General features: G+C 60.0%; 24 protein-coding genes. 11 read left to right on the forward strand and 13 right to left on the reverse strand.

The genetic code is table 11. The annotated features are described in order from the left end of the window. Window positions 1–206 precede the first annotated feature (206 nt). The 5 genes from NBH09_RS02830 to NBH09_RS02850 all read left to right on the forward strand — a co-directional run bounded on the left by NBH09_RS02830 (window position 207) and on the right by NBH09_RS02850 (window position 5,650). The gene (locus NBH09_RS02830) at window positions 207–695 is read left to right on the forward strand and encodes an S-ribosylhomocysteine lyase (RefSeq protein ID WP_195521906.1); all 489 of its coding nucleotides are present in this window, start codon (window positions 207–209) and stop codon (window positions 693–695) included. A gap of 144 nt (window positions 696–839) precedes the next feature. Continuing rightward, the gene (locus NBH09_RS02835) at window positions 840–1,484 is read left to right on the forward strand and encodes a DUF4867 family protein (RefSeq protein WP_250787008.1); all 645 of its coding nucleotides are present in this window, start codon (window positions 840–842) and stop codon (window positions 1,482–1,484) included. 253 nt (window positions 1,485–1,737) lie between these two features. Next, window positions 1,738–3,537: a histidine kinase N-terminal 7TM domain-containing protein gene (locus NBH09_RS02840; RefSeq protein ID WP_250787009.1), complete on the forward strand. Its 1,800-nt coding sequence runs from the start codon at window positions 1,738–1,740 to the stop codon at window positions 3,535–3,537. 2 nt (window positions 3,538–3,539) lie between these two features. Next, a complete protein-coding gene (locus NBH09_RS02845) occupies window positions 3,540–5,033 on the forward strand; it encodes a sensor histidine kinase (RefSeq protein WP_350446084.1) in 1,494 nt (497 codons plus the stop codon). Next, window positions 5,030–5,650, forward strand: coding sequence for a response regulator transcription factor (locus NBH09_RS02850; RefSeq protein WP_006236292.1), 621 nt, complete (start codon window positions 5,030–5,032; stop codon window positions 5,648–5,650). The genes NBH09_RS02845 and NBH09_RS02850 overlap by 4 nt, the downstream gene beginning before the upstream one ends. Window positions 5,651–5,760: 110 nt before the next feature. Here NBH09_RS02850 and NBH09_RS02855 read toward each other — a convergent pair whose 3' ends face one another. The 4 genes from NBH09_RS02855 to NBH09_RS02870 form a co-directional block, all read right to left on the reverse strand. Next, window positions 5,761–6,603: a hypothetical protein gene (locus NBH09_RS02855; protein ID WP_250787011.1), complete on the reverse strand. Its 843-nt coding sequence runs from the start codon at window positions 6,601–6,603 to the stop codon at window positions 5,761–5,763. Window positions 6,604–6,683: 80 nt separating this feature from the next. Next, window positions 6,684–7,925 (reverse strand): SPFH domain-containing protein, encoded by a 1,242-nt coding sequence (locus NBH09_RS02860; protein ID WP_250787012.1) that lies wholly within the window; start codon window positions 7,923–7,925, stop codon window positions 6,684–6,686. A 48-nt stretch (window positions 7,926–7,973) separates the two neighbouring features. Next, a complete protein-coding gene (locus tag NBH09_RS02865; RefSeq protein ID WP_250787013.1) occupies window positions 7,974–9,296 on the reverse strand; it encodes a hypothetical protein in 1,323 nt (440 codons plus the stop codon). Window positions 9,297–9,320: 24 nt separating this feature from the next. Then, a complete protein-coding gene (locus tag NBH09_RS02870) occupies window positions 9,321–10,058 on the reverse strand; it encodes a DUF4428 domain-containing protein (protein WP_055310636.1) in 738 nt (245 codons plus the stop codon). A 395-nt stretch (window positions 10,059–10,453) separates the two neighbouring features. Here NBH09_RS02870 and NBH09_RS02875 point away from each other — a divergent pair, with 395 nt between their 5' ends. Together NBH09_RS02875 and pyrE are read left to right on the forward strand one after the other, a co-directional pair. Continuing rightward, window positions 10,454–11,989 carry a helix-turn-helix transcriptional regulator gene (locus NBH09_RS02875; RefSeq protein ID WP_250787069.1) on the forward strand — a complete coding sequence of 512 codons (1,536 nt, stop codon included), beginning with the start codon at window positions 10,454–10,456 and terminating at the stop codon, window positions 11,987–11,989. A gap of 121 nt (window positions 11,990–12,110) precedes the next feature. Next, window positions 12,111–12,791, forward strand: coding sequence for an orotate phosphoribosyltransferase (gene pyrE, locus NBH09_RS02880; protein ID WP_055310632.1), 681 nt, complete (start codon window positions 12,111–12,113; stop codon window positions 12,789–12,791). A 513-nt stretch (window positions 12,792–13,304) separates the two neighbouring features. On the opposite strand, the gene NBH09_RS02885 is transcribed toward pyrE, so the two are convergent. After that, window positions 13,305–13,859 (reverse strand): MurR/RpiR family transcriptional regulator, encoded by a 555-nt coding sequence (locus NBH09_RS02885; RefSeq protein ID WP_250787014.1) that lies wholly within the window; start codon window positions 13,857–13,859, stop codon window positions 13,305–13,307. A gap of 186 nt (window positions 13,860–14,045) precedes the next feature. Between NBH09_RS02885 and NBH09_RS02890 the strand changes: the two genes are divergently transcribed. The 3 genes from NBH09_RS02890 to NBH09_RS02900 all read left to right on the forward strand — a co-directional run bounded on the left by NBH09_RS02890 (window position 14,046) and on the right by NBH09_RS02900 (window position 16,549). Further along, window positions 14,046–14,582 carry a PTS sugar transporter subunit IIA gene (locus tag NBH09_RS02890; protein WP_117806548.1) on the forward strand — a complete coding sequence of 179 codons (537 nt, stop codon included), beginning with the start codon at window positions 14,046–14,048 and terminating at the stop codon, window positions 14,580–14,582. Window positions 14,583–14,894: 312 nt separating this feature from the next. Next, window positions 14,895–15,638: a hypothetical protein gene (locus NBH09_RS02895; protein WP_040359153.1), complete on the forward strand. Its 744-nt coding sequence runs from the start codon at window positions 14,895–14,897 to the stop codon at window positions 15,636–15,638. A 353-nt stretch (window positions 15,639–15,991) separates the two neighbouring features. Next, window positions 15,992–16,549, forward strand: a complete 558-nt coding sequence (locus tag NBH09_RS02900) for a DUF5105 domain-containing protein (RefSeq protein WP_118345050.1) — start codon at window positions 15,992–15,994, stop codon at window positions 16,547–16,549. A gap of 386 nt (window positions 16,550–16,935) precedes the next feature. Here the strand turns inward: NBH09_RS02900 and NBH09_RS02905 are convergent, their stop codons facing one another. From NBH09_RS02905 to trxA, 8 genes are all read right to left on the reverse strand, one after another. Continuing rightward, window positions 16,936–17,604, reverse strand: coding sequence for an HAD family hydrolase (locus NBH09_RS02905; RefSeq protein WP_250787015.1), 669 nt, complete (start codon window positions 17,602–17,604; stop codon window positions 16,936–16,938). Window positions 17,605–17,709: 105 nt separating this feature from the next. Then, window positions 17,710–18,744, reverse strand: a complete 1,035-nt coding sequence (gene hypE, locus NBH09_RS02910; RefSeq protein WP_250787016.1) for a hydrogenase expression/formation protein HypE — start codon at window positions 18,742–18,744, stop codon at window positions 17,710–17,712. A gap of 48 nt (window positions 18,745–18,792) precedes the next feature. After that, window positions 18,793–19,905 (reverse strand): hydrogenase formation protein HypD, encoded by a 1,113-nt coding sequence (gene hypD, locus NBH09_RS02915; protein ID WP_250787017.1) that lies wholly within the window; start codon window positions 19,903–19,905, stop codon window positions 18,793–18,795. Further along, entirely contained in the window at window positions 19,905–20,165 is a 261-nt protein-coding gene (locus tag NBH09_RS02920) for a HypC/HybG/HupF family hydrogenase formation chaperone (RefSeq protein WP_089573632.1), read from the reverse strand. The genes hypD and NBH09_RS02920 overlap by 1 nt, the downstream gene beginning before the upstream one ends. 131 nt (window positions 20,166–20,296) lie before the next feature. After that, window positions 20,297–22,768: a carbamoyltransferase HypF gene (gene hypF / locus NBH09_RS02925; RefSeq protein ID WP_250787018.1), complete on the reverse strand. Its 2,472-nt coding sequence runs from the start codon at window positions 22,766–22,768 to the stop codon at window positions 20,297–20,299. Between the two features lie 117 nt (window positions 22,769–22,885). Continuing rightward, a complete protein-coding gene (gene nikR / locus NBH09_RS02930) occupies window positions 22,886–23,398 on the reverse strand; it encodes a nickel-responsive transcriptional regulator NikR (protein ID WP_250787019.1) in 513 nt (170 codons plus the stop codon). A 1-nt stretch (window position 23,399) separates the two neighbouring features. After that, window positions 23,400–23,648, reverse strand: coding sequence for a hypothetical protein (locus NBH09_RS02935; protein ID WP_006235225.1), 249 nt, complete (start codon window positions 23,646–23,648; stop codon window positions 23,400–23,402). Between the two features lie 221 nt (window positions 23,649–23,869). Further along, complete coding sequence (gene trxA / locus NBH09_RS02940) at window positions 23,870–24,190, reverse strand: thioredoxin (protein WP_217107421.1); 321 nt, start codon at window positions 24,188–24,190, stop codon at window positions 23,870–23,872. Window positions 24,191–24,326: 136 nt separating this feature from the next. Here trxA and NBH09_RS02945 point away from each other — a divergent pair, with 136 nt between their 5' ends. Continuing rightward, window positions 24,327–24,902, forward strand: a complete 576-nt coding sequence (locus NBH09_RS02945; protein WP_217107422.1) for a hypothetical protein — start codon at window positions 24,327–24,329, stop codon at window positions 24,900–24,902. Window positions 24,903–24,922: the final 20 nt, after the last annotated feature.

Consider the following 24,922-nt stretch of genomic DNA (forward strand, 5'->3'; position numbering starts at 1 on the left):
CCTCTACGGGGCAGGGGCTGACGGCCGTCCGGGGCGGTCGGCCAGCGACCACCGGTACGGCTCAATCGTATAGCCGTGCAACGGAAAAGAGCCGCCCTTTCGGACGACTCAAACTGTAATGGGCTTTTTTGACTGGTATGATTGGTACGACCATTCGAACCAGCTAAAAGAGCCCCGTCCCAATTTGACTATCGAGAGGATCTGCCATGGAGCGCATCGCCAGCTTTTCCGTTGATCATCTGCTGCTTGAGCCCGGCGTGTATGTGAGCCGCATCGACCGCGATCCGGCGACCGGTGCTGCCGTCACCACGTTTGACTTGCGCCTGACCACGCCCAACAAGGAGCCGGTCATGAACACCGCCGAGTGCCACACCATCGAGCACCTGGGTGCAACGTTCTTGCGCAATCATGCCGAGTGGTCGGGCCGCATTGTCTACTTTGGCCCCATGGGCTGCCGCACGGGCTTTTACCTCGTTGTGTTTGGCGAGGTGACGAGCGAGGAGATCCTGCCGCTCGTGCGTGAGCTGTTCGAGTTTGTCGCCGACTTTGAGGGCGATGTCCCCGGTGCCGCTCCCGAGGAGTGCGGCAACTACCTGGACCAGAACCTTCCCATGGCTAACTGGCTCGCGCGCCGTTACCTCGACCGCGACCTGGCCGATATCGACGAGAAGCACCTGCACTATCAGCAGGCATAAGGGCTTTATCGCCCAAAACGCGCGCATTGGGCGCCTTCGCTTATGCGGGGGCGCCTTTTTGTTGATTGGTCGGGACGAGCGTTCAAAATCGCTCATGTTTGTTCTAGAATGTTCGTATAGTCACATTTACGAACAGGAGTGAACATGCATATCTACTCTGTCAACGATCCCGAGTTCAAATCCTATGGCAACGTTTGGGATGACGTTCCGTCCGAGCTCACGTCGTCTGTGCTCGAGGCGCTCTCTGCCACGCTCATCCCCGAGGGCAGCAAGTACGTAGCAAGCGCGCCGGAGCTCGAGGACGTCAAGGATGCCGACAAGCTTGGCTTTCTCATGTTTGGTGGCCGTCCCTTCCAGCTCGGCTGGTGCAACGGCCACAATACACGACTCAACTGCCTGGAGTATCACCGCGCGAGCGAATTCAACCTGGGCGCTCGCGACTTTATTCTGCTCGTGGCGCATCGCTGGGAGGTCGAGGACGGCAAGCTCGACACCGCGTGCGTCAAGGCGTTCCGCGTGCCGGCGGGTACGGTCGTCGAAGTCTTCAACACCACGCTCCACTACACGCCGTGCATGGTCGACGACGGTGGCTTCCAGGTGATGGTGGCGCTGCCCGCCGGCACCAACGGTCCGCGCCCCGAGGCCGCGGCCGACATGCCTGCGGCCGGCGACAGCTACTGCCACTGGAAGGCCGACAAGTGGGTCCTCTGCCATGCTGACAGCCCCAAGGCAGCCGAAGGCGGCTACGTAGGCCTCATCGGCAAAAATATCGACATCACCGTGGACTAGCGCATCGCCCCAAACCACCACAAAGGTGCCTGTCCCCTTTGCGGTGGTTTGGGGCGGGCGGATATCGGGAAGTGTCAGACGGGGGAGGCTGCCGGGCGCCTTGCCGTCTGCGGATTTTGGGACATGCGGCCCGCTTTTTCGACCCATCTGCCGGTACACTAAAAGCACTATGGGTACCCGCGAGCGACATATCGGCCACGCGGCCGCCCGATCCGCACCCGTGGCGGATCCCAGGGGCGGCAGGCTCTTCGCCATGCCGCGATTCCTTGTTGGCATAACACATCAGGTGTACCGCCACCGCGTCTTTGCTATCGCCGGTGTCATCACCGCGATGTTCCTCATGCTTTTGGCAGTCTTGCCGGCGCTGTTCGCCTTCGACCCCAAACTTTCTAACGCCGTGCCCGCCTATAGCGAGGTGTCCGAAGAGGTCGTGGATGCGCTCGTCCATTCGAGCTCTCTGCCGTTGCTTGTTGCCGCAATTGCATTTTCGATCTGGGGCGTATCGGTCTATCTGCGCTGTTTGGACTATGTGTTGCGCCGCCGTCTTGTTGCCATCGCCACCATCTGCGCCCTGTGGATGATCGAAGTCATTCTCAAGTACAAGTCGTTCACGCCGTTCTATGCCACCGTGCTGTGGTACCTGTACTACGTGCCCATGACGCTCATTCCGCTGCTCTACCAGTTGTGTGGTCTGCGCCTTGCGGGCCTGGAGCAACACCGCCTGGGTCGCCGCTACTGCGCTGCGCTGTGGATTATGGCTATCCTGCTTATCGGATTTGTGCTCACCAACGATTTTCACCAGCAGGTCTTCCACTTTGACCGTACAAGCGACACCTGGAGCAACGATTACACGTACGGCTGGGGTTATTTCGCCGTCCTCGTGTGGACGGCCTTTAACTTTGTGGCCTTTTTTATCCTGGTGGGCCGGTCCTCGTCCTTTCGCATCCAACGTTTCTCGGGCACGGCGGCGCTCGTGCTGCTGGGCGGCGCGTTCTTTGCCATCTCATATGCGTTGCGCGTGCCCTGGGCATGGAGGCTCAACTTCTCGCTCGTCTATTGCGTCTTGTGCGTGGTGGCGATGGAAATCTGTCTCGATTGCGGTGTCGTTCCGTCATATCACGACATCGCCGGCATTTTCGACACCTTGCCGCTTGACCTCAAAGTTCTAACGCGCGACCTGCAGGAAGTCTATGCCACGCCAGTGTCAAAGCCAATGCCGGTAGGCGTGCGCGAGGAGTTGCGGACCCAGGCGCACAGCCGCGCCCATGCCTTTGCCGTGGCGTCCGATCCCGATGTGATGTACCGTGCCTTTCCACTGCTGGGCGGATCGGCCCTGCTTGCCCAAGACGTGTCGGATCTCAACGAGCTTAACCGTGAACTGGCACATCGTCGTATGGAGCTGCAGCGTCAAAATGAGCTGCTCGCCGCCGACTACGACCTTAAGACGCACCTGGCAGACCAAGAGGCCGAGACCTTGCTGGTCCAAGACGTGGACCAGGCGCTTGCCCGCGCGCTCGAAGGGATGTACGACCTGCTGAGCTCGCTGCCGCCGTTGACCGATGAATCGTCTTCGCACGAGCGTTACCGCATGCTGCAGCGCGCCAAGATGCTTGTCGCCTATTGCAAGCGCAAGGGATCGCTCACGTTGGCGCAGCACGGGGAGAGCGGTTTTGATCGCGACCGCATTCAGCTCATCGCCAACGAGCTCGCAAGCGACCTGCGCACCATCGATATCGATTGCGCCTCGATTATCGCCATACGGCGCCCGATGCACGCCAGTACGGTAAGCGCCCTGTACGACTGCGTGTATGACTTTGCGTTTTTTGCCTACACCACCGACCATCCGGCGCTTATGTATCACTTGGGCGATCATGACCGATGCAGTGTCGAGCTGCGTGCCGCGCTTTTTTCCAACGATGATGCAGATCTTTCGCAGACGCCCGCTGCGCAAGAGCTCGAAAGCGCTCTGCAAGGGCGCAACGTGGCATACCGCCTTGAGGGCGAGCCCGGCCAGCTGCGCATGATCGTCTTGATGCCGAGGGCGGGTGAGTGACGATGCAGATTTCGCTCATTCTTCCCCAAATCGTTGCGCTCGATGTTGTCTTTGCCCTGGCTGCGTGTCTGCAGACGATCCACGTCCCGCTCATCGCATCGCGCCGCTCGTCCTATAACCGTAAGGTGATTTGTGCCTACGAGGCGAGCCTTGTGCTTCACCTAATTATTTCGGCGCTCATCTTGTTCGCGTCGTCTGGCTCATATCTGGTGGCGCCGCTTGACGTTTGCGCCAGGGCAATGGGCGGAGCGTTGTGGCTCAATGCCGTGATCTTTGCCTACGGCATGGTGCTTATGGTGCACTATCGTCGCCCCGTCATGCTGGCCGAACTGTTGCTCGTAGTCGCCGTGACACCGCCGGTGGTGCTTGCCATGGGCTCGGCGTGGACCACGGTCCTTATCGCAGAGGGAGCGTTTTTCCTGTTCCGCTCCATTGCGGCGCTCTTGATGGATGTCCGCAACCGCCAGGAGGATATCACCGCGTTCTCGACGATCGAAACCATCAACGTGATTCCCGTGGGCATCCTGTATCTGGACCCGAGGGGCCGTCCGCTGCTCATGAACCGCTGCATGCGAAAAAACCTGGTGGAGCTTCATATGCCCACCGACCTAGGCGATATGAGCGGTACATGGAACGACCTGCGCAAACTCAGCATGCAAATGCCCGAAAGCAGCCAGAACCGCGTGCGGATTAATCTGGACCGCTTTGGTGAGGCGCGGGCGGTGGTCGAGGTTTCTCCCGCCGAGATTCGCTTGTTTGTGCACGATGACGTTATGGTTTCGGGCCGCCTCTTCGAGCGCATTATCGGCCTGGATGTAACAGAGTATGCGCATGCTCATGATCGCCTGGCGCAAGCCAACCACCTGCTTGAGCTTGCGGGCCAAGAGCTCCAAGCCCAGATCGAAGAAGTCAAAAAAGTTGCTGATAATGCGGCCTATCTGCGTATGCGCGCTCGCGTGCACGACGTGATCGGGCAGCGCCTGTCCATCCTCCATCGTTATCTGGAGGAGGGGCGCCTGGATGACGAGTCACTCGAGCAGATCGACCCGCTGCTGCGCTCAATCGCTGCCGATCTGCGCAGCGGGGGCGACACCGAACCGGCAGAGCAACTGGGAGATATCGTCCATGCCTTTGGCCTGGTGTGTGTGCAGATCGATGTTGAGGGTGCGCTGCCTGAGGACGCGCGTGTCGCCGCCGCATTTTTGCAGATTATCCGCGAGGCCTCGACCAATGCCACCAAGCATGCACAGGCGCATCGGGTCCACGTGCGTCTGTGGCAGGAGACGTCGGAAGACGGTGCTGTTGCGCGGATGACCGTTTCTAACGACGGCGTGCCTGCACCCGTATCGTATCGCGAGGGAACGGGTGTCCCAGGTATGAGGCATGTCGCACAGAATCTGGGCGGCAGCCTGGAAGTCCACACCGCCCCGCCCTTCACGCTTACGGTGTCCATCCCGCTCGCCTCCAACGCCACGGTCCAAAGGAGAAGTTCATGATCCGCGTCCTTATAGTCGAAGACCAGGCCATCCTGCGCGAGAGCCTGGCGCGCTCCGTTGGCGACCAGCCCGATATGACCGTTGTTTCCGCCATTGCCGATGCTTCCGAGGCCTTGGGTGTCGCGCTCAAGGAGCGCCCGGACATGATACTGATGGACGTATGTACCGAGCATGATTCCAACGGCATCGTGGCGGCGGCGCGCATCAAAGAACAACTGCCCGAGTGCCGCGTCATTATCATGACGGGTATGCCCGAAATCACCTTTGTGGACCAGGCGCGCGAGGCGGGCGTCGACAGCTTTGTGTACAAGAACGTCGGTATCGACGAGCTATTCGCCGTGATGCGCTCCACGCTGGCGGGTTACTGCACGTTTCCCAAGCCGCCCGAGAGCATCTTCTCGGGCACGGCGGCCCTCGACGATGTCGAGCTGTCGATCTTGCGCCTTGCCTGCGAGGGCAAGAGCCGCCGCGAGATCGCGGCCGAGCTGTTTATGAGCGAGGGCACCATCAAACGCCGCATCTCGGAGATTCTCAATAAGACCGGCTACGACAACATCATGCGCTTGGCCGTGCGCGCAGTAACGGAGGGCAGCATCGTTCCCAACATGGAGCGCTAGCGCTCGTTACGCATCGGCATAAAGCGGCGGGGCCGCAGGATCAACTCCTGCGGCCCCGCCTGGCAAGTGCGCGGATGTGTCCGCCAATCCGCGGCTGATGTTACGTGCCGCTACGCGATGGTCGCGGTGTAGGAGGCGACGTCCTCATAGGAATCGGTCAGGTAGGCGTCGATGCCGATGGTCGTATTGACGAGGTCGTCAAGGCTGTCAAGCTCGCCGCTCGAGAACGTGAATTCCTCGGTGGCGTTGGTGCCGGGCATCAGGTGAGCCGAGAACCAGGGTTCCTTCATGGTGCCGTTGACGTTGGTCTTGCCGGAAGGAGCGTAGAAGGTCAGGTCCTTGTCGCTCTTGTTGGTGATGTTGACGACAAAGCCGATGTCGCCCCAGTCGTCCTTGAACTTCTCGGTGATGGTGATGGTGCACAGGTCGTCATCGGCGACGGTGACGGTGGGGGAGATTTCGACACTCTGGACATCTTCGTCTTCGACGGCCTCATCGATCTCCTCTTCCTTCTCGGCCGCCTCGCGATCCTTCTTCACCGTACCGGACAGATCCTTGTCGGACTTCGTAAAGATAAGCTTGTCGCCTTCCACCTCGAGGACGAGCTTGTCGTCCTTGAGCTTCAGGTCGTGCGACTCATCTTCGGCGGTAATCGTTACGGTGGTGGCGTCCTTGGCCTCCCATTTCAGGTCGGCGACCTCAAGGAACATGTCGAGGACGCCCGTGCCGTCTTCGTCGAGGATCAGGATACAGTTGAGGCCCCACTCCTTGAGCATATCCATGTACTCATCGGTGAGCTCTTCGCCGTCCAAGGTTCCACCCGAGAGTTCCCAGCTGCCGACGAAGTTGGCCTTGGGGTCTTTGCCGCCGCCGCTGCAGCCCGTCAGGGCAAAGGCGAGCGCCAGGACGCATGTCAGAAATGCGAGTACGGACTTTTTGAACGTTGTCTTCATGGTGTCCTCCTTCGTGTGTGAAAACCCATAGAAGCAAATGCGGGGGTGGCGGATCCCCCGCCAATTACCAGATGGAGGGGCTAGGGCCTGGGCGTTCCGCAGTTGCTGCAGAACTTGCCGCCGTTTTCGCTACCGCAGTTGGGGCAGAACCACTTGGCCGGTGCCGGGGCGGGCGCGGGGCTGCCGCACTCGGAGCAGAACTTGCCGGTGTTGGTGGCACCGCAGCTGCAGGTCCACGTGCCGGCCGCGGGTGCGGCGGCGGGGGCCGGTGCGGGGGCGGGCGCCGGAGCCGGCTGCGGGGCGGCCTGCTGCTGTGCCTGGCCGGCGGCGAACAGCTGGCTGGCGTTCATGCCGCCCATGCCACCTGCCATGCCCATGCCCATAAAGCCTGCCATCGCGCCGTTGGGGTTGGCGGCCGCCGCGCGCATCGCGTCGCTCTGGGCGCTGGCGATGTTGGCTGCTGCCATGGTGGGATCGCGCATGACCGCGGCCTTCTGCAGGTCCTTGATCATCTGCTCGTCTTCTTGCGAGGCGGCGATGGAGTTGACGCCAAAGCTCACGATCTCGACGCCGCGCAGGTCACGCCAGTCGGCAGAGAGGATCTCGTTGAGCGCGCGGGCGAGTTCGGTGGTGTGGCCGGGGATGGCGCTGTAGCGGATGCCCATCTCCGAGATCTTGGCAAAGGCGGGCTGCAGGGCGGTGAGCAGCTCGGACTTAAGCTGGCTGTCGATCTTGTCGCGCGTGTAGCTATCGGTCACGTTGCCGCATACGTTGGTGTAGAACAGCAGCGGGTTGGTGATGCGGTACGAATACTCGCCGTTGCAGCGCACGGAGATGTCGACGTCCAGGCCAATGTTGTTATCGACCACGCGGAAGGGCACGGGCGAGGCGGTGCCGTACTTGTTGCCGATGATCTCCTTGGTGTTGATGAAGTAGACGCGCTGGTCCTTGCCCGCGTCGCCGCCAAAGGTAAAGCGGCTGCCGATATTGGCGAAGGTCTCCTTGATGGAATCGCCCAGGTTGCCGCTAAAGACGCTCGGCTCGCTGCCGGTATCGAAGACGAACTCACCGGGCTCCAGCGCGACTTCGATGATCTTGCCGTTTTGCACCACGAGCATGCCCTGGCCGTCGTTGACGGCGATGACGGAGCCGTTGGAGATGACGTTATCCTCGCCGCGCGTGTTGGAGCTGCGGCCGCCGGTGCGCTTGCTGCCCTTGCAGGCCAAGACATCAGCGGGCATCGATTCGCAATAGATAAATTCCTTCCACTGGTCGGCCATGACGCCGCCGGCAGCACCCAATCCAGCTTTCAAGAGTCCCATGGTGATCTTCCTTTCTCGTCAAAGGCCGGGTGGTATTGGTCAGGATGGTTAGTCGTCCTTGTCGTCTTTCATGACAACGGTGGTCTCGGTGTGGCTGAAGGTGTCGTGCTTCTCGGTCAGGTCGAGCTCGCCACAATACTCATCGGCATGGGTTGCTTCGTTGGCCGTCTTGAGCTGGCCTACCAGTAGCACGTCTCCGATAATCACGATGATCAGCGGCGCGATGATGTTGATGAGGATGCCCTCGATATCAAAGGTGAGGTAATCCGGATCGAAGGCGTATTCCCCCATAAAGAGAATCTGGGAGAGGATAAATCCGATCACGAAGAACAGCACCGAGGCGATGGCGAGCTTGGGCTTGGAGCAGGGGAGCTCGCCGACCAAGCGGCCGGTCTGGCCGTTCATGGCAAACAGGTAGCTCTTGCCGTTCCACGAGGTGGAGAGCATCCAGACGGGGAACAGGGCGTAGTCGCTGTCTTCCCAGGTGTAGTCGAGCTGCTTGCTTTCGACCGTGGCATCGTCGTATTCGTCGACGACGGTCTCGCGCAGGGCCGAGATCGTGCTTTCTTCCATACGGCGCTCGGCGCGCGCCTTGCAAGTCTCGCAGTCCTCGTCGTAACGGTTGGCGATGTAGCCGGGCATATAGGCGACCGAGAACGGACGCAGCGCGTCGTAGTCAAACGGCTCGATGGCATCCATGTGGCCGTCGGGCATCTTGGATGATCCGTCGACGGGCACGCGCTTAAACGAGATATTGCCCTTGCGATAGGCATCGTAGTGGTCGGTGGTCGTGACGGTGCGGTCGGATTCCTCGGTCACGGTCTCGTTGGTCGCGTCAAAGTGCACTTCGCCGTCAACGCGGGCGCCGTAGAGCCAAAACGGTACGTAGACACCTTGGACCTCGTCGATGTGGTTGCCGGTGACAAAGCTCTTGGGCAGCAAGATCTTGCCCTTGTAGTGTTCCTTGAGTGCGGCCGTGACGTCGTCGCGCCCGAGCTTAAACGGAATCACCAGGTCGGGCGAGAAGTCGCCAGAGAGCTGGCCGGGCGCCACGGCGGAGTTGCCGCAGTACGGGCAGGTGGTGACGGCGACGGTGCCGTCGGACACGAGCTCGGCGCCGCACGACGAGCAGATGTAGCCGGCGTTTTGGGCGAGCTCCTGCACCGCAGCGTCGGTCGCGGGCTTGGGTGCCGCCGCTGCGGCGTCGGCTTTGGCGTCTGCCTTGTCCTGGCGCTCGCGATAGAGGGCCTCGACCTCTTCGACTTCAAAACGCGAATCGCAGTAGTCGCAGACGAGCTTTTGCTCGGCACTGGCAAAATGCAGGGGGCCGCCACACGCGGGGCACTGATAGTTGACGCTCTCGAAGGCCATGATCGGTCCTTTCGCTGCCGGAGGCTATGCGCCGATGGCGCCGCCGCAGTATTCGCAGCGCCCACTGGCATCGGGAATGGTGGTGGCTCCGCAGAAGGGGCAGGTGACCGCGGTCTTGGGAGCCTTGGCGGCCACGACACTGTCGCGCGTTTCCTGACGCAGCTGCACCAAGGCGTCGCGAACTTCGGTTGCCTGGCGCTTGGCCTCGCGGTATTCGATGGAACCGCGCTGATCGATGGTGGAGTCGTTCACGCGCAGGTTGATCTCGGTAAAGTACGGCGTGTTGACGTGGATGGTCAGATTAAAGTCGTAATCCAGGTCGTAGCGCGGCGGGTTGTAGCTCTCGCGCTCGCCGTCCTTGGTCTCGCGATAGATCTCGGTGCGCTGCTCGTCGATATCCATATCGCAGCCGAGTACCTGCGAGAACTCGATGATGTCGGGATTGGCGTCGCGCCAGCGGCTCTGCGAAGTGATGATCAGCAGGCCCGCGTCTTCATCGAGCATAATATTGGTGCGCCCGGCAGAAAGCGTGCGCGTGGGGTTGAACGAAGACAGGCGCTCGGCGTTGGCCTCGCGGTAGGCGAGTTGCTCACGGATATCGTCCGCGGTGCTGGAGCGATAGCCGTGAAAGTAGGGGGAGAGCTTGCCGGCGCACTCTTTGCACAGGTAGCCTTCATTGATTTTTGTCTTACCTAGAAGTCCCAGCTCGGTACCGCAAATCGCGCACTCTTTCTTCTCGAACATCTTGTCAAAGAAGCCCATGGCTGCCTCCCATCAACAGGTAGCGTGTGTCACTTTTGATGATGGGGGAGTGTGCGATTCTTCGCGATACCCAGACGGCTCAAGGAGTCTCCACAACTGGGACACATGGCCCATTTTTGACTAGTCATTGGGGACGTTCTTAAACGACTAGTCGCGGGGGACACTCTTCGGCCACTCATTGGGGACGTGCTTAAATGAGTGGCAGTTGGAGACACTCCTGGCCGAGCTAGAGGTCGCGCGTGCCCCATCTGGTCCATGCGGCTCAAAATCGCGGCGTGATGTGGACGACTGGGGTCGAATTGGCAGCATTTCGAGCTTGGCTTTGATATTGAGATTGATTCTTTATTAAAATAGATTCCAGACAATTGAGCGGCCGGGGGTTAACCGTGAGGGGCATGGGAGACACGACCGCATATTTGCGTCGGGGCATTCGGGAGATTATATGCCTGGCGCTGTTCTTCTTCACGTTTTTGGCGTGCGAGTATCTTTTTGATGTGCGCATGGCCGAGTTCGTGTCTCCAAACGAGGTCGTTATTTATGAGAGCCTTGTTATCGGCGCGAGCGTGATTGGCTTCTTTGTGCGTCCCATTCTGTACTATCGCCGTCCCCATGCTATCGACGCAACGAGTGACGTCACGGGTGTTTTGCTGGTGGCGGCATTGCTGCTGTTGATTATGGCGGTTCAGGTTGAGGTGGTAATTGCCGGCGGTTTGGTGGCGTGCTGCGCGCTGGGCTACTGCGGATCGACTGCCCATGCAAATTTTGCGAGGCGCTTTGCGCGAACGCCCTGCTTGGCGCGCGCCGCCGCACTTTCTTACGCCATGGGCGTTCTGGTGCAGGTTCTCAACCACATGGTGATGCCTGTCGGCATTCCTCAGCAGACTGTTCTGGTCGTCTGTGCGATCGCGCAGGTGGCGTTGCTCCACGGTGCCCGACGCGCCAAGCTGCGCGACGAGTCCGATCCCAACTTTGAACCCAGTGCTGCCGGGCTTTCGGTAGATGCTCTGGAATATGGCGCCAAGTGGCATGACGATCCCGAGGCAAAGGCGGCATTCCGTCGCGCCGTAGTTCGCCTGACCGTGGCGACGGCGTATCTTTCCAGCGTATTCGCCGCTCTCAACGCGGGCTTCACGACCCTGCATGCTGTCGGAGCCGTCGATTTGGGCGATTGGCCGCGCCTGCTGCTTGTCGTGAGCTCGTTGGTCGCTGGCGCGCTATTTGACCTGCACGGCCGCTCGTATATGAATATCGGCATGACATGTTCCGCCATACTGTCCACGCTTTCGTTCTTTGTGCTTATCGTCGATGGCAACGGCGGCAACGAGCTTGCTGCCACGATCATCTTTTATCTGGGCTCGGGCTTCTTTGTGGTGTTCTTTACCACAAAATATGCCGCCGTCTCGCTCTATGCGCGCTGGTCATATTTTTGGCCGTGCATGGGTCGCGTCGTCAACAACGTGTGCTCGATGCTCGTGACGGCGCCGGCGGTGGCGATTATCTCGAGTCAAAACGTGCTGGCTGCGGTCGGTGCGGCGCTCGTGATGTTTGTGGGCATTGTGATTACGCTGCTGGGGCAGTTGGGGCAACGAGCCGATGATGCCGTGATGCAGGATGGCCTGCCGCTTGCCACCGACGATCTTGGTGGGGATCTTGCGCCCACATGCTCCGACCCCGAGCCCGTGGAGGCAGCGGAGCTCACGTCCGATGAACGCCTCGATGCTTTCGTCGCCACCTTTGGGCTTACAGAGCGCGAGCGCGATATTCTTGAGGTATTGGTCGTTTCGGACCAGAGCGTTCAGGACATCGCCACAACGCTCTTCCTTTCGCGCTCCACGCTCTATCGCCACATTTCCTCAATCAACAAGAAGACCGATACCGCCTCGCGTGTGGCCCTTATCAACTTCTTCTGGTCCTGGACGCCCAAGGACTAGCGTATGAGCCGCCGCCCAGTTCCTTACTCTAACGGGGGGATGTGGCCTCAAAGCGCGCCCGCATCTACGCTTCGCCTGCGCTAAACTGGAAGGCACGTACGCGATTACGAGAGGAGCCCGCATGGAGGCTTACAAGCAAGAGTTCATCAAGTTTATGGTTGAGTCCGACGTTCTTAAGTTCGGCAGCTTTACGCTCAAGAGCGGCCGTCAGTCCCCGTTCTTTATGAACGCCGGCGCTTACGTGACGGGCTATCAGCTCAAGAAGCTGGGCGAGTATTACGCCCAAGCCATCCACGATAACTTTGGCGACGACTTTGATGTGCTGTTTGGACCGGCCTACAAGGGTATTCCGCTGGCCGTCGTGACCGCAATTGCCTACCACGAGCTGTACGGCAAGGAGGTCAAGTACTGCTGCGACCGCAAGGAGGCCAAGGACCACGGTGCCGATAAGGGCAACCTGCTGGGTTATGAGCCCAAGGACGGCGACCGTGTGGTCATGGTCGAGGACGTTACCACCAGCGGCAAGTCCATCGACGAGACCTATCCCAAGGTCAAGGCTGCTGCCGATGTCGAGATCAAGGGCCTGATCGTGTCCCTCAACCGCATGGAGGTCGGCAAGGGCGGTGTGACCACCGCGCAGAAGGAGATCGAGGCCAAGTACGGTTTCCCCGTCGCGAGCATCGTCTCCATGGCTGAGGTCGTCGAGACCCTCTACAACCACGAGATCGACGGCAAGGTTGTCATCGACGACGAGCTCAAGACCGCCATCGACGCCTACTACGAGCAGTACGGAGTCAAGTAGGTTCCGCCGTTCTGCCGAACGGCGGACCGGTCGACGCTGTGCGGGCCGCATTTGGACAATCTGACGTTCAACTTCAAGGGCGCGACCAGAAGGTCAGCGCCCTTTCGTTTCACGTCACCTTGCCTCAAATGCGACCCGCTCGCTGGCGTTGCCAAAACATCGGCGATGCCGGAGTAGTCATTGGGGACGTTCTTGTTTGACTGGTCGTTTAAGAGCGTCCCCAATGACTACTTAGGAATGAGCGTGGATAATCTCCCGTTTTTGGCCCCCGTGTGGGCTCAAAGTGGGAGATTATTCACGCTCGTTGGATAGGTGTCCGAAAATCAACGCTCATTCGGTTGGCGCAGGGGCAAGCTGTTTTCCGCTGTGGTGCCACATGTGAGCCTGGCCTCCTGTGCCAGATTCTAATAACGAGTTTACGGAATAAATAGTTATTAGAGCTGAAATGGCCGACCTAATGACGAGAAGTCGTTATTAGGTCGGCCATTGGTCATTGGGGACGTTCTTAAATGACTACTTGAGCCCGGGTAGGCGGGTGTAGGGGAATGAGCGCTCTGGGAATTCGGCGCAGCGGGCGTAGTCTTTGGCGAAGTAGCTGCTGTAGAGCGAATCGAGTACGTATTGCACGGCGATGTGGCTGGCGAACTGTGTGATGCGATACGTCATGCTCTCGTGATCGCTCACCGTAAGGTAGGCGGCAAAGCCGGGGTGAATGCGCGCGCAATAAGGCGTGCCGATGACGATGACCGGGGCATGCTGGCTGCTGAGGATCGGCAAGATTTCCTTGAGGTTGGGCGCAAGGCCGCTGTAGGAGATAACGATCGCCGCGCGGTCTGAATCCGAGGTAAGCGCCGTGCGCACCTGTGCCTCGATGTTGCCGTAGCATGTGGCGCTCTTGCCGACCGAGAGCAGGCGGTCGCGGAACATTCCCGCTGGATAGAGGTTGTGAGAGCCCGTGTAGATGTCGACCTGTCGGGCGTTCGCGATGAGCTTGGCGGCGTGGTCAAGCTGCGTGGGGTCGAGCAGCTCCTGCGTTTCGGCCAGCGTGGTCTGGTAGAGCCCCTCCATGCGCTCCATAACCTGCGCAGGCGATACTCGGCTTATCGACCCGCGATGCAAAGGAGATGCTCGCCCCACGAACACTACCGGGAAGGGCTCGCGATTCGAGTCCCCACCTTAGCATTTGAACCATTTGGCACTATAATCACCATAGGCATGCGCATAACGTTGCGCTTAATCAAGAGGAGAAAACGTATGGGTCTGTTTGACATGTTCAAGAAGAAGGCTGAGCCCGCGACTGCCGCTGCTCCGTCCTCCATCTCTGCTTCTGCCGGCGCCGACGTGCTGTGCTCGCCCGTCAAGGGCAAGGTCATCAAGATGGCCGACGTGCCCGATCCCGTCTTTGGCGGCGAGGTCCTGGGCAAGGGCTGCGCCGTGTGGCCCGAGGACGATCTGGTCTACGCTCCCTGCGACGGCAAGGTGACCGTCACCATGGGTCACGCCGTGGGCCTGCAGTCCGATAGCGGCATCGAGGTTCTGGTGCACGTTGGCGTCGATACCGTCAACATGAACGGCGACGGCTTCGAGGGCTTCGTCAAGGCCGACGACGTCGTGAAGGCCGGCCAGCCCATGCTCAAGATCGACCGCGCCAAGATCGCCGCTGCCGGCTACAAGGACTGCGTCGTCGTTGCTGTGTCCAACACCGCCGAGTTTGCCGATGTCGAACTCGCCGTCGAGGCCGACTCCGCTGTCGCCGCCGGTGACGCCATCGTTAAGGTCGTCCGCAAGTAAACTGCGACATCATAAGGATGTGCAAGGGTGGTCGGGTTGTCCGGCCACCTTTTTTAATGGGCCAAGCAGGTGCGTTTTATTGCAGGGGGCTTGCTTTACGGGCCATTCGTTCATCAAATTGAGCCGCCTGCGCGGTTGTGGCCTCGATTCGTTTTGAATCTAATTGTTGACCTCTCCATACGATCGAGGTTTTTTATTGGATAAAAACGCTTGCCATGCAAGTTCTACCGTTCGTATTTGTTGCTCAACAACTTGCCAATGCTTCTCTGTAATCTAGGTATGAAATTGGCGTACGCATAAGGGGAGGAATTGATGAAAGATATCTCGAGAAGGGACTTTCTAGCCGGAATTGCAACGCTGGGCCTTGCTGGATGTTCGGGCAAACCTGATAAGACGGACAGTTCCACGCTAAAACCGAAAAAGGGCACGCTTAAGAATGAAAGTAGTCCACAGAGTTCCGATATTGTAGTAACCATGGACCCTATTTACAACTATCAGGTTGGTCAAAGCGGCTGTGGCTATATTACAAAAATCAAAAACACTAGTGATCAAGTTGCTGTCGATTGGGGAGTTGATGGCATCGCAAAGAAGGCGGATGGCACACTGTGTGGCACCGTGAGTAGCACAATATCTAGCTGCTGTGCTCTTCTTCCGGGGCAAGAAATATGGTACTTCGGCGCAATCGATGGCATAGATGAACTACCGGTGTCACTTGAGCTTACGTTTAGGGTTAATTGCTTTAAGAAGGTCACCGAAAAAGACACCTATGAGTTCACAGTGTTAAATGAACGATTAGAACAAATCGCTACTAACATGTATCGTTTTGATGTCGAAATTCAAAATGATTCGCCGTATGACTATGGTATGGGCACGACGCTCATGGGCGTATTGAAAGATGATATGGGGAACGTCGTGAACGGATTTGCGGGTGGCTCTGATGTTCTTGAAGCGGGCTGCCATACGATAATCTCCGCCAATAGTGGTCTCGATTTGACTGGATCTCCCTATGCATCGTATGAGTACAGCATTTTGAAGAACGTTCTTGAACCGTGCTAAGCAGATGAAAATCAACAGCGTTTCTTAGTTTGCAGCATCCGGTTATCGTTCTCCCCCCGCAACTTCATCACAACGGAAAGAATCTCGTATGTTTCAGGATCGACGTGAACAAGCGTGTATCGAATATCACAGCATCTGAGCGCTTTTACATTATCCTAGTCAATTGGAATATCATCGCTATTTTGAACCTGTCCCAAGCCTGAGGGGTTAAGGGGCCGCCGGTTCGAATCCGGTCGTCCCGGCCAGAAGCCCGTTTTTGCGACTCAGGGGTTTGGGTCGAGCCGTTAATATGGACTTACTGTCACAACGTGCGTTGCGCATGGAACGCAGCGCCGCTTGTTTGGAGGAATGTCATGAAAAAGAAGCCGCTGCTTGCGCTCATGTTGGCTGTAGTGGTTGCATGCTTGATCTCTCTTTCCGGTTGCGGTGATCCCACAGTCGAGCAACTTATTAACGAAGATCTGATCAATCAGCTTGATGAGATTAAAAATAACGACGAGTCATTTCTGGATGGCTTGGATAAGGCTGCAGGGAAAGAGTTTAAAAGGGTCGGCATCAATACCGAGGAATACGCCAAGAGCTATCTCGAGGGCTTCGACTATAAAATCGGCGACATTGTAGTCGATGAAGATAAGGGTACCGCTACTGCCGAAGTGACCGTTTCTTGTAAGTCGATGGCTCAAATTCAAGGGGATTTTGCCACCAAATACCAAGAGAAGGTTGCTGCTCTTGATGGGTCGCCTTCCGAAGATGAGTTGTACAAGCTGGCTGGACAGGTAATGCTCGATGTGACCAAGGCCGCCAAGCCCAAGGACACCAAGGTTACCTTTAAGTATTCTGCTAACGATGACAACGAATGGTCGGGGGACGACTCTAATATCTCCGAGATGATGAGCGCTCTGCAAGGGTAGCGCTTTATATTTAGGTTGCCATGCGACAAACAGTTCGTTATGCAATAAAGGGAGGATCGTTGGGGCGACCCTCCCTTTAGGACAACCAAAGCCAAGTGTGTCTGCGATATTGGTAAGCGTTATTCTGCCGGCAGTTGGGGACACTCCTTGTGCCAGCGTTGCATCGAGTGCTTGGGAAACCGCGACCCGGTTTTTGGCCGAATAGTGGGTCGCATTTTCCGGATGGGGTGGGTTGCGGAAAGTGCGACCCGGAATATTGCTCTGAAACGGGATGCGGTTTCCCTGATGCGCCTCAAACGGAAAGCATATCCCATTCCGGAGCTCCAAAACGGGATGCGCTTTCCGCGCGGAAGAATTGTCGCAGCTGCGTTAAGCAGTGTCGCTCGTTACTCGCCCAGAATCAGCGCCGCTAGCTCGTCCTGGGTGTCCACCACGTAGTCGGCGCCGGCGGCCTCCAGCTCTGCGCGGCCGCGGAAGCCCCAGCTGACGCCCGCGCTCTTAAGGCCGGCGTTGTGGCCGGTCAGGATATCGACATTGGAATCGCCCACATAGAGCGTGGTTGCCGGATTGGCGCCCAGCTCCTCCATCACATGTAGCGTGACGGGTGCTTCGGGCTTGGGCGGAAACGCATCGACACGGCCCTGTACCAGCGCAAAGCGCTCGGAACCAAAATACTTCTCGATAAGCGGAGCCGCCGAGACGTGGTCCTTGTTGGTGAGCACGGCAAGCTGCACGCCCGCGGCACGCAGGCGGTCGAGCATCTCGATCGTGCCGGCATAGGGAGCGGTGTGGTCCTCCTTGTGCTCGCCGTAGTAAGCCCTAAACTCGGCAAGCGTCTGCTCAAACATACGGCCGTCGCCCGCATACTCGGCAGGCATAAAGCGCTCAACCAGCTTGAGCATGCCGTTTCCCACCTTGTAGCGGTACTCGTCTACGGCAAACGTGGGCCAGCCGTGCGTCTCGCAGGTATGGTTGCCGGCGGCCGCCAGGTCCTCGAGCGTGTTGAGAATGGTGCCGTCCAGGTCAAAGATCACATGGGAAAAAGCTGCTGCCATGGGTGCTCCTGCCGCTTGAGTTGTAAAACGCACCCCATGATACTGGGCATGCGTGCCGGGCATGTTTGGAATCTGAATATCTTTAATAGCCCTGAGCCTTTGTCGTTAGCAAATCCTCGGCAGCTGCTCTCCTACGAGCATGTCGAGGATACGGGTCGAGCCCCAGCCGGTGCGTACGCGCACGGCGTGACGGGCGCCCTCGGCAAGCGGCAGCACGCGGCCGATGATGGCGGCGTTCTCGCCGTAGCGGGCGGCGCGCATGGCGGCCAGTGCGGCATCGGCCTGCTCGGCCGGCACCACGGCGACCATCTTGCCCTCGTTTGCCACCTGCAGCACATCGTAGCCGAGCATCTCGCAGGCTGCCTGCACGTCGGGGCGCACGGGTACATCGTCCTCGTCGATTTCCATGGTAACGCCGCTGGCCTGAGCAAACTCGTTGAGTGTGGACGCCAGGCCACCGCGCGTGGGGTCGCGGAGGCAGCGCGTGTCGGGCGCTGCGGCCAGTACGTCGGCGATCAGGTGGTTGAGCGGCGCGGCATCGCTTTCGATGGTGCTCGAAAACGCCAGACCCTCGCGTTGGCTCATGATGGCGATGCCGTGGTCGCCGAGTGTACCCGACACCAGGATGACATCGCCAGGCTGGCAGTTGGCGCCGCTGAGCGCCACGCCCTCGGGCACCTCGCCCACGCCGGCGGTATTGATGTAGATGCCGTCGGCCCCGCCGCGCTCGACCACCTTGGTGTCGCCCGTGATGATCGCCACGTCCGCCTCGCGTGCCGTTTCGGCCATCGTCTGCACAATCTGGTGGAGCTTGTCCATGGGGTAGCCCTCTTCGAGGATAAAACCGCACGATAGGTAGCGCACGTTGGCGCCCGAGGTCGCGACGTCGTTGACGGTTCCGCACACGGCGAGGCGGCCGATGTTGCCACCGGGGAAGAACTGCGGCGAGACCACAAAGCTGTCGGTCGACATGGCGATACGCCCGCTCGTGGGCAGCGCGGCGACGCCGGCATCGTTGCCCGCGAGCAGCTCGGGCGACCCAAAGGCATCCAAAAAGACCTCATCGATGATGCGTTTCATCATCTGACCGCCAGAGCCGTGGCCCAACAGGACAGTGCTATCGGTGATGCTATGGGACATATCCAAAACTCCAATCGTGGGTGGTGCCAGTATGTGGGTGTGTCCGGGCTAGTCGCGGTAGCGGTAGTACGCCGCGCAGCTGCCCTCGGAGCTCACCATGCACGGGCCGACGGGGTGCTCGGGCGTGCAGGTGCGGCCAAAGAGCGGGCAGCTGCTCGGCGTAATGGCCCCGCGCAGCACGTCGCCGCAGCGGCATCCGCGCGGCTCGACCGTCGCCTCAACGGGCACGTCAAAGCGAACGCGGGCATCAAAGCGCGAGAACTCGGGGCGGATGGAAAGGCCCGAGTTGGCAATCGGCCCCAATCCGCGCCATGTGGTATCGCACGGCTCAAATACCTGCTCGACCAGCTGGCGCGCCACGGGATTGCCGTCGGCATTGACGCCACGGCGGTAGGCGTTGTCGATCGCGGGCCTGTCCTCGACAACCATCTGGACCAGCATGCAGATTCCCTGCAAGATGTCGACCGGCTCAAATCCCGTTACCACGCCTGGAGTCTTAAACTCGTCGACCAAAAAGCCAAAGGGGGCCAAGCCCGTGATGGTGGCGACGTGGCCCGGCAGGATAAAGCCGTCGATGGTGGTCTCGGGATCGTTGGCAATCGCGCATAGCGCCGGCGGCGTGGTCTTGTGGGCGCAATAGACCGAGAAGTTTTGGAGTCCGCGTGCATCGGCCTCCAAAATGGCGGCGGCGATGGTGGGCGTCGTGGTCTCAAAGCCGACGCCCATAAAGATGACCGGGCGATCGGGGTTGTGTTCGGCGATATCGAGTGCATCGAGTGGGGAGTACACAATGCGAATATCGCGCCCCGCGGCCTTTTGCGCGGCAAGCGAGGTGGACGATCCGGGCACGCGCATCATGTCGCCAAAGGTGGTGATGATGGCGCCGTCCATCTTGGCGAGCGCGATTGCATGGTCGATATCGCGGTTGGCGGTAACGCAGACGGGGCAACCCGGACCGCTCAGCAGTTTGAGCCCGGCAGGCATAATGGAGCGAAAGCCATAGCGCCCGATGCTCGCGGTATGCGTGCCGCAGACTTCCATAAGGTTGATGGCGCGGTCGCCGACGAGTTCACGGATGTGCTCGATGAGCTCGCGAGCCAGCTTGGGATCGCGGAATGCCGAGAAGTCGATACCGGAGCGAGCCGGCTGTCCGGCCGCCACTAGTAAGCCTCCGCCGGGTTGGTGGCCAGCTGGTCTTCTTCGACCAGTTCGGTCATGGTGTTGACCAGGTCGAGCGTCTCCTGCGCCTCCTGCTCGTCGACAATCTGAATGCCAAAGCCGGCGTGCACGAGAATATAGTCGCCTACCTGTGCCGTCGGCACGAGGCGCAGCGAAACGGGGCGCTCGATGCCCATCATGTCGACGGTCGCCTTAAGGTCGTCGTCGCGTTTGACCACTTTACCGGGAACGGCAAGGCACATAATGTTCCCCTTTTATACGTTTTGCGCTGGATAGGCGCCTAATTACCCATCAGTTGATGGTAGCGCTCGCGGAAGTCACGAGCAAACGCGTTACACCTGTGAGACGGCGGCGCGCAGGCTGGCAAAACAGCCTATCGCGATGCTGTCTGCGCGAGGCGGGCGCGAGCGATGGCGGCCTGACCGTAGGCGATGCAGCCGTCGTTAACGGGCACGGTTTGGGGAATCAAGACCGTAAGGCCTGCGTCTTTAAGATTGCGGGTGAGGAGCTGAAGCAAAAGTCGGTTCATGAACACGCCGCCCGAGAGCGCGACGGTATCGATGCCTTCGCGCGCGCAGATTTCGTGTGCGATTCGTGCCGAAGAGCGCGCGATGGCGATGTGGAACCCGAGCGCGAGCCTGCCGGCGGGCACGCCGGTCCTGATTCCCTCCAAAAGCGCCTCAAAAAGCGGTCTGGAGTTCAGAACATGGCAGTCGTCCGGACGGGATGATTCGGTTACGGAAAAGCTGGCCATATTGCCGGTAGGGCAGGCACTTTCACTGCTGAGCGCGCGCCAGGCGGCGGCTTCGAATTCTATGGCGGGTTCGCCCTCGTAGGTTGCCTTGTCGCAGATGCCCAGAATTGCTGCCGCGGCATCAAAGAGACGCCCCATGCTGCTGGTATGCGGGCTGTTGATGCCGCGCTCGATCATGGTGGCTGTCACGCTGCGCGTTTGCTCGTCGAGGCTGTCCAAAAGCCGAGCGGCGCCTGGGTGCTCGAGCAGGCCGAGCTCACTGAGCAGGGCAAAGGCGTTGCGGCGGGCGTCGCGCACGGAGGCCGCCCCGCCGGGGAGCGCCCAGGTGCGCAAATGCGCGGCGCGCTCAAAGCCGCCAAGGCCGGCGACAAGAAACTCGCCGCCCCAAATGGTCCCATCGGTGCCGGCGCCGGTGCCGTCAAAGGCGATGCCAAGGACGCGCGCGTCGGTTGTAAGCTGGCCCGCGGCGATGGCCTCGGCCATTACGCTCGCGATATGCGCATGATGGTGCTGCACCTCGACGAGCGGCAGATTGCATTTTCGCGCCTGCTCGCGCGCCCACTGGCCCGATAGATAGCTGGGGTGTACATCGCAGGCCAAGGCGGCGGGCGCCAAGTCAAAGAGATCTTCCAAGCGCGTGCGCGCGGCGTTCCAGGCATCGAAGGTCCCGCCGTTTTCAACATCGCCGATATGCTGCGACACAAAACAGGTTGCCTCGCCGTTCGTCCCTTCGCGCGTGAGCGCAATCGTGGCCTTTTGTTGTGGCCCGCAGGCGAGCACGCAGGACGGAGCGCCGTCGAGCGCCGGCAACGGCAGCGGCTGGGGTGCATATCCGCGAGCGCGGCGCACGGGCATAACGGCGCCGCCGACCACGCGCACTACAGAGTCGTCGTAGCGCGAGAGGATCGCGCGGTCGTTACCGAGCAACGCGTCGGCGATGCCGGCGGCAACGAGGTGTTCCCAGGCAAGATCGTCATCGGTCTCGATGGGCTCTTCGCTCAGGTTGCCGCTGGTCATGACGAGCGCGTGCATACCGCAGGCTTCTGCCACGGCAAGCAACAGATGTTGAAGCGGCGTATAGGGGAGCATGACGCCGAGCTCGGGCAAGTCGTGCGCGACAGATGGCGCGAGGGCGAGGATGTCGGGGGAACCGCCGTTGCCCTCGCCAGCAGTGCGCTGGCGCAGCAGCACAATGGGGCGGATACTGCCGGCGAGCAGATCGCGTTCAGCATCGTCGATATGACACAGGCGCCCGGCATCGGCAAGACTGCGCACCATGACGGCAAGCGGCTTATTGCTGCGGCGTTTGCGACGGCGCAACTCGGCCACCGCCTGCTCGTTGGCAGCGTCACAGGCTAGATGGAATCCGCCCAGGCCCTTGATGGCGACGATGCCACCGCTGGCCAGCAGCTCAACGCAGCGCTCGATGATAGCGTCGCTGGCCTCGCGTGTGGTGCCGACGGCCGGTGTCGCGGACGAATTCCCGCACGCATCGCCGTTCACAGCCTCGCGCCACGTAATATGCGGCCCGCAATCAAAGCAGGCATCGGGCTGTGCGTGAAAGCGACGGTCGAGTGGATTGGCATACTCTGCGGCGCAGGCGGGGCACATGGGGAAACGGTCCATCGAGGTAGCCGCTCGGTCATACGGCAGCGACCGGATGATGGTAAAGCGTGGGCCGCAGTTGGTGCAGTTGATAAAAGGGTAGTGATAGCGCTGATCGGCGGGGTCGAACAGCTCGCGCAGGCAATCGTCACAGGTGGCGATATCGGGCGAGACGAGAGTCGTGTGCGCGGTCTGATCCTGCGACGCTACGATGCGAAAGCCCTGCTCATTGGCAGTGCTCCAGCCGCTAGGCTCCAAATCCGCAATATCGACTCGCTCAACGTGAGCTGCCGCAGGCGCATGCTCAGAAAGCGCGGCAACAAAAGCATCGAGCGCATCGGCCGGAGCGTGCGCCTCGATATGCACGCCGTCGCCCGCGTTGAGCACCCATCCGCAAATGCCATGCGCCATGGCCTCGCGATACACAAACGGTCGCATGCCAACGCCCTGCACAATGCCCGTCACATGAATATGCACATGCCGCATGCGACACCCCTCATCAAAACCGACCAAAAAGGGACAGGTTTATTTTGGTAGGTAAAACTTCTAAACCTGCCAAAACAAACCTGTCCCTTTTTGGCAGGTGCGCTGCGGGAAATCCCGCTACAGCCCCAGGCTCTGCTTGGTGGCGGCGCACGTGAGCTCGCCGTGCTTAACGCCGCGCAGGCCCAGCAGGCGGTCGGACAGTTCGTAGACGCGCTCGTCGCGACCCTTGAGCGCCAGGATCTCCAAGCAGTTGTGGTGATCCAGATGTACGTGCATGGTCGATACGATCTCGTCGGTGTAGTCGTGCTGCACTTCGTCCAGACGGCGCGTCAGGTCGCCGGTATGGTGGTCGTAGATCATGGTGAGCGACCCGATAACATGCTCATCGGGCGTGCGCATCTGCTCTTTGGCGATCGAGGCGCGAATCAGGTCGCGCACGGCCTCGGAGCGGTTGGCCACGTCGCCGCGGCGCGCGATCTGTTCGTCAAAACGGCGCAGCAGGTCGTCCGGTGCGGTAACCGAAAAGCGGACCAGCTCGGAGCCGGAGCCACTACAGTGGCAGCCTGCGTCACCGTCCGCCCCGTGCGGATGCTCGTGCTCGTACCCGCAGCCGTGCTCATGTTCGGCCACGTTACACCAGCTTCACGGAGCCGACGGAGTTGTGGTCGGCCTCGATGGCTTCCTCGTAGCCCTCGAGCGCGTCATGCGCCTCGTGCAGCGCGGCCATGGCGGCCTCGAGCTTGGCGCCGATGCGCTCCATGTCAAAATTCTCGGTCGCATGCAGCAGCTGATGGCTCCACTCATGAGCGAGCTCGATGGTGTCGTCGACCTGTTTGACGCTCATGGCAAGCTGACTCATGTTCATTCCAACATCATGCATGGGAAATCTCCTTTTGTATGGGGCAGTTCAGTGGTTCAGATTTTACTACGCCCGCTCTGCGCGCAGTTGCATAAGAAAACGGGTACGAGTCTGTGCGACCCGCACCCGTTCACTGGGGGCTGTTTGTGACTACCATACTATCCGTGGTTGCACTCGGTGCATCCAGAAGTCCGGCGAGCGGTGCAAAAGCGCTCATAGACGGCGAGTAAGTAACAAGCGTATTACAGATGCTTCTCCAGCAGCGCCTGCAGCCTCGCCTTGGGTAGAGCGCCAACCGAGCGGTCAATCTCCTCGCCGTTCTTAAACACAATCAGCGTGGGGATGCTCATGACGCCATACTTCATGGCCAGGTCCTGGTTGTCGTCGACATTGCATTTGGCAACGGCAAGCTTGCCCGCCAGCTCATCGGCAACCTCGTCAACGATGGGCGAGAGGGATCGACAGGGACCGCACCACGGTGCCCAAAAATCAACCAGCACGGGCAGGCTGTCGTTAACGATGGAATCGAAGTTCTCGGGGGTAATCTGATTAATGCCAGCCATGGTGACCTCCATAATGCGACGCGGCTCGGCCGCGTAAAACTCAGTACGACCGTGCTTATACCCAGCCGCCCGCAAAGCAACCACTCGCGGGCAGCTCTTTTATATAATGGTGGGCACGCAAACGATTGGAGAGCGCATGTCCACGTCACAAAGCCAGAAAAAAGAAGCCATCGCCCAGGCGGCCGAGCAGGAGCTCACATCGCTTGCGGTCCGTGGCGTGCGTATCGCGGGCAACGCGTGCTCGCCGATCGTTCTGGTCAAAGGCGATTTGGACGACGCCGAGCGTTCGGGTGGCGAGCTTGCTGCCGGCCCGGATGGCACGGCGTTGCGCAAGGCGCTTGGGGCCATCGGCTACGCGCCCGAGGATTTTTGCGTGCTGGCAAGCGTCGCCGGCGTGGGTGACGGAGCGGTCGCGGTGGGCGAGACTCTGCCGTGCGAGCTGTTCCGCGAGGCGCTTGAGGCTTTGGATCCCGAGGCGGTGCTACTGCTCGACAACAACGCGGCTGACGCCATGCGCGAGACCTACGCCGATATGCTCGTGGCGATCGATGACTTCGACACCGCCATGCTCAAGCCCGGCTTGGTCGCCCATGTGCAGGGTCGCCGCGTGCTCGCGCTCGACGGTTTTGAGGCGGCGCTAACTGACAAAGCCGCCAAGCAGCGCATGTGGGCATACATCAAGCAGCTGACCCCGGCGGCCGCTCCGCTGTAGCGGATTAGCGCCGGCGAGCG

The organism is Collinsella sp. BG-O-102 (assembly GCF_023656745.1).
Lineage (GTDB): Bacteria > Actinomycetota > Coriobacteriia > Coriobacteriales > Coriobacteriaceae > Collinsella.

Bases quoted from the DNA above. Each gene is read 5' to 3' on its own strand.
- NBH09_RS02900 (WP_118345050.1), top strand. From the start codon at position 15,992: ATGAAAAAGAAGCCGCTGCTTGCGCTCATGTTGGCTGTAGTGGTTGCA.
- NBH09_RS02945 (WP_217107422.1), top strand. From the start codon at position 24,327: ATGTCCACGTCACAAAGCCAGAAAAAAGAAGCCATCGCCCAGGCGGCC.
- NBH09_RS02870 (WP_055310636.1), bottom strand. From the start codon at position 10,058: ATGGGCTTCTTTGACAAGATGTTCGAGAAGAAAGAGTGCGCGATTTGC.
- NBH09_RS02865 (WP_250787013.1), bottom strand. From the start codon at position 9,296: ATGGCCTTCGAGAGCGTCAACTATCAGTGCCCCGCGTGTGGCGGCCCC.
- NBH09_RS02860 (WP_250787012.1), bottom strand. From the start codon at position 7,925: ATGGGACTCTTGAAAGCTGGATTGGGTGCTGCCGGCGGCGTCATGGCC.
- NBH09_RS02890 (WP_117806548.1), top strand. From the start codon at position 14,046: ATGGGTCTGTTTGACATGTTCAAGAAGAAGGCTGAGCCCGCGACTGCC.
- NBH09_RS02835 (WP_250787008.1), top strand. From the start codon at position 840: ATGCATATCTACTCTGTCAACGATCCCGAGTTCAAATCCTATGGCAAC.
- NBH09_RS02830 (WP_195521906.1), top strand. From the start codon at position 207: ATGGAGCGCATCGCCAGCTTTTCCGTTGATCATCTGCTGCTTGAGCCC.
- NBH09_RS02845 (WP_350446084.1), top strand. From the start codon at position 3,540: ATGCAGATTTCGCTCATTCTTCCCCAAATCGTTGCGCTCGATGTTGTC.
- NBH09_RS02920 (WP_089573632.1), bottom strand. From the start codon at position 20,165: ATGTGCCTTGCCGTTCCCGGTAAAGTGGTCAAACGCGACGACGACCTT.
- NBH09_RS02855 (WP_250787011.1), bottom strand. From the start codon at position 6,603: ATGAAGACAACGTTCAAAAAGTCCGTACTCGCATTTCTGACATGCGTC.
- pyrE (WP_055310632.1), top strand. From the start codon at position 12,111: ATGGAGGCTTACAAGCAAGAGTTCATCAAGTTTATGGTTGAGTCCGAC.
- NBH09_RS02875 (WP_250787069.1), top strand. From the start codon at position 10,454: ATGGGAGACACGACCGCATATTTGCGTCGGGGCATTCGGGAGATTATA.
- NBH09_RS02895 (WP_040359153.1), top strand. From the start codon at position 14,895: ATGAAAGATATCTCGAGAAGGGACTTTCTAGCCGGAATTGCAACGCTG.
- NBH09_RS02840 (WP_250787009.1), top strand. From the start codon at position 1,738: ATGCCGCGATTCCTTGTTGGCATAACACATCAGGTGTACCGCCACCGC.
- hypF (WP_250787018.1), bottom strand. From the start codon at position 22,768: ATGCGGCATGTGCATATTCATGTGACGGGCATTGTGCAGGGCGTTGGC.
- NBH09_RS02885 (WP_250787014.1), bottom strand. From the start codon at position 13,859: ATGGAGGGGCTCTACCAGACCACGCTGGCCGAAACGCAGGAGCTGCTC.
- NBH09_RS02850 (WP_006236292.1), top strand. From the start codon at position 5,030: ATGATCCGCGTCCTTATAGTCGAAGACCAGGCCATCCTGCGCGAGAGC.
- NBH09_RS02905 (WP_250787015.1), bottom strand. From the start codon at position 17,604: ATGGCAGCAGCTTTTTCCCATGTGATCTTTGACCTGGACGGCACCATT.
- hypE (WP_250787016.1), bottom strand. From the start codon at position 18,744: ATGTCCCATAGCATCACCGATAGCACTGTCCTGTTGGGCCACGGCTCT.
- trxA (WP_217107421.1), bottom strand. From the start codon at position 24,190: ATGGCTGGCATTAATCAGATTACCCCCGAGAACTTCGATTCCATCGTT.
- NBH09_RS02935 (WP_006235225.1), bottom strand. From the start codon at position 23,648: ATGCATGATGTTGGAATGAACATGAGTCAGCTTGCCATGAGCGTCAAA.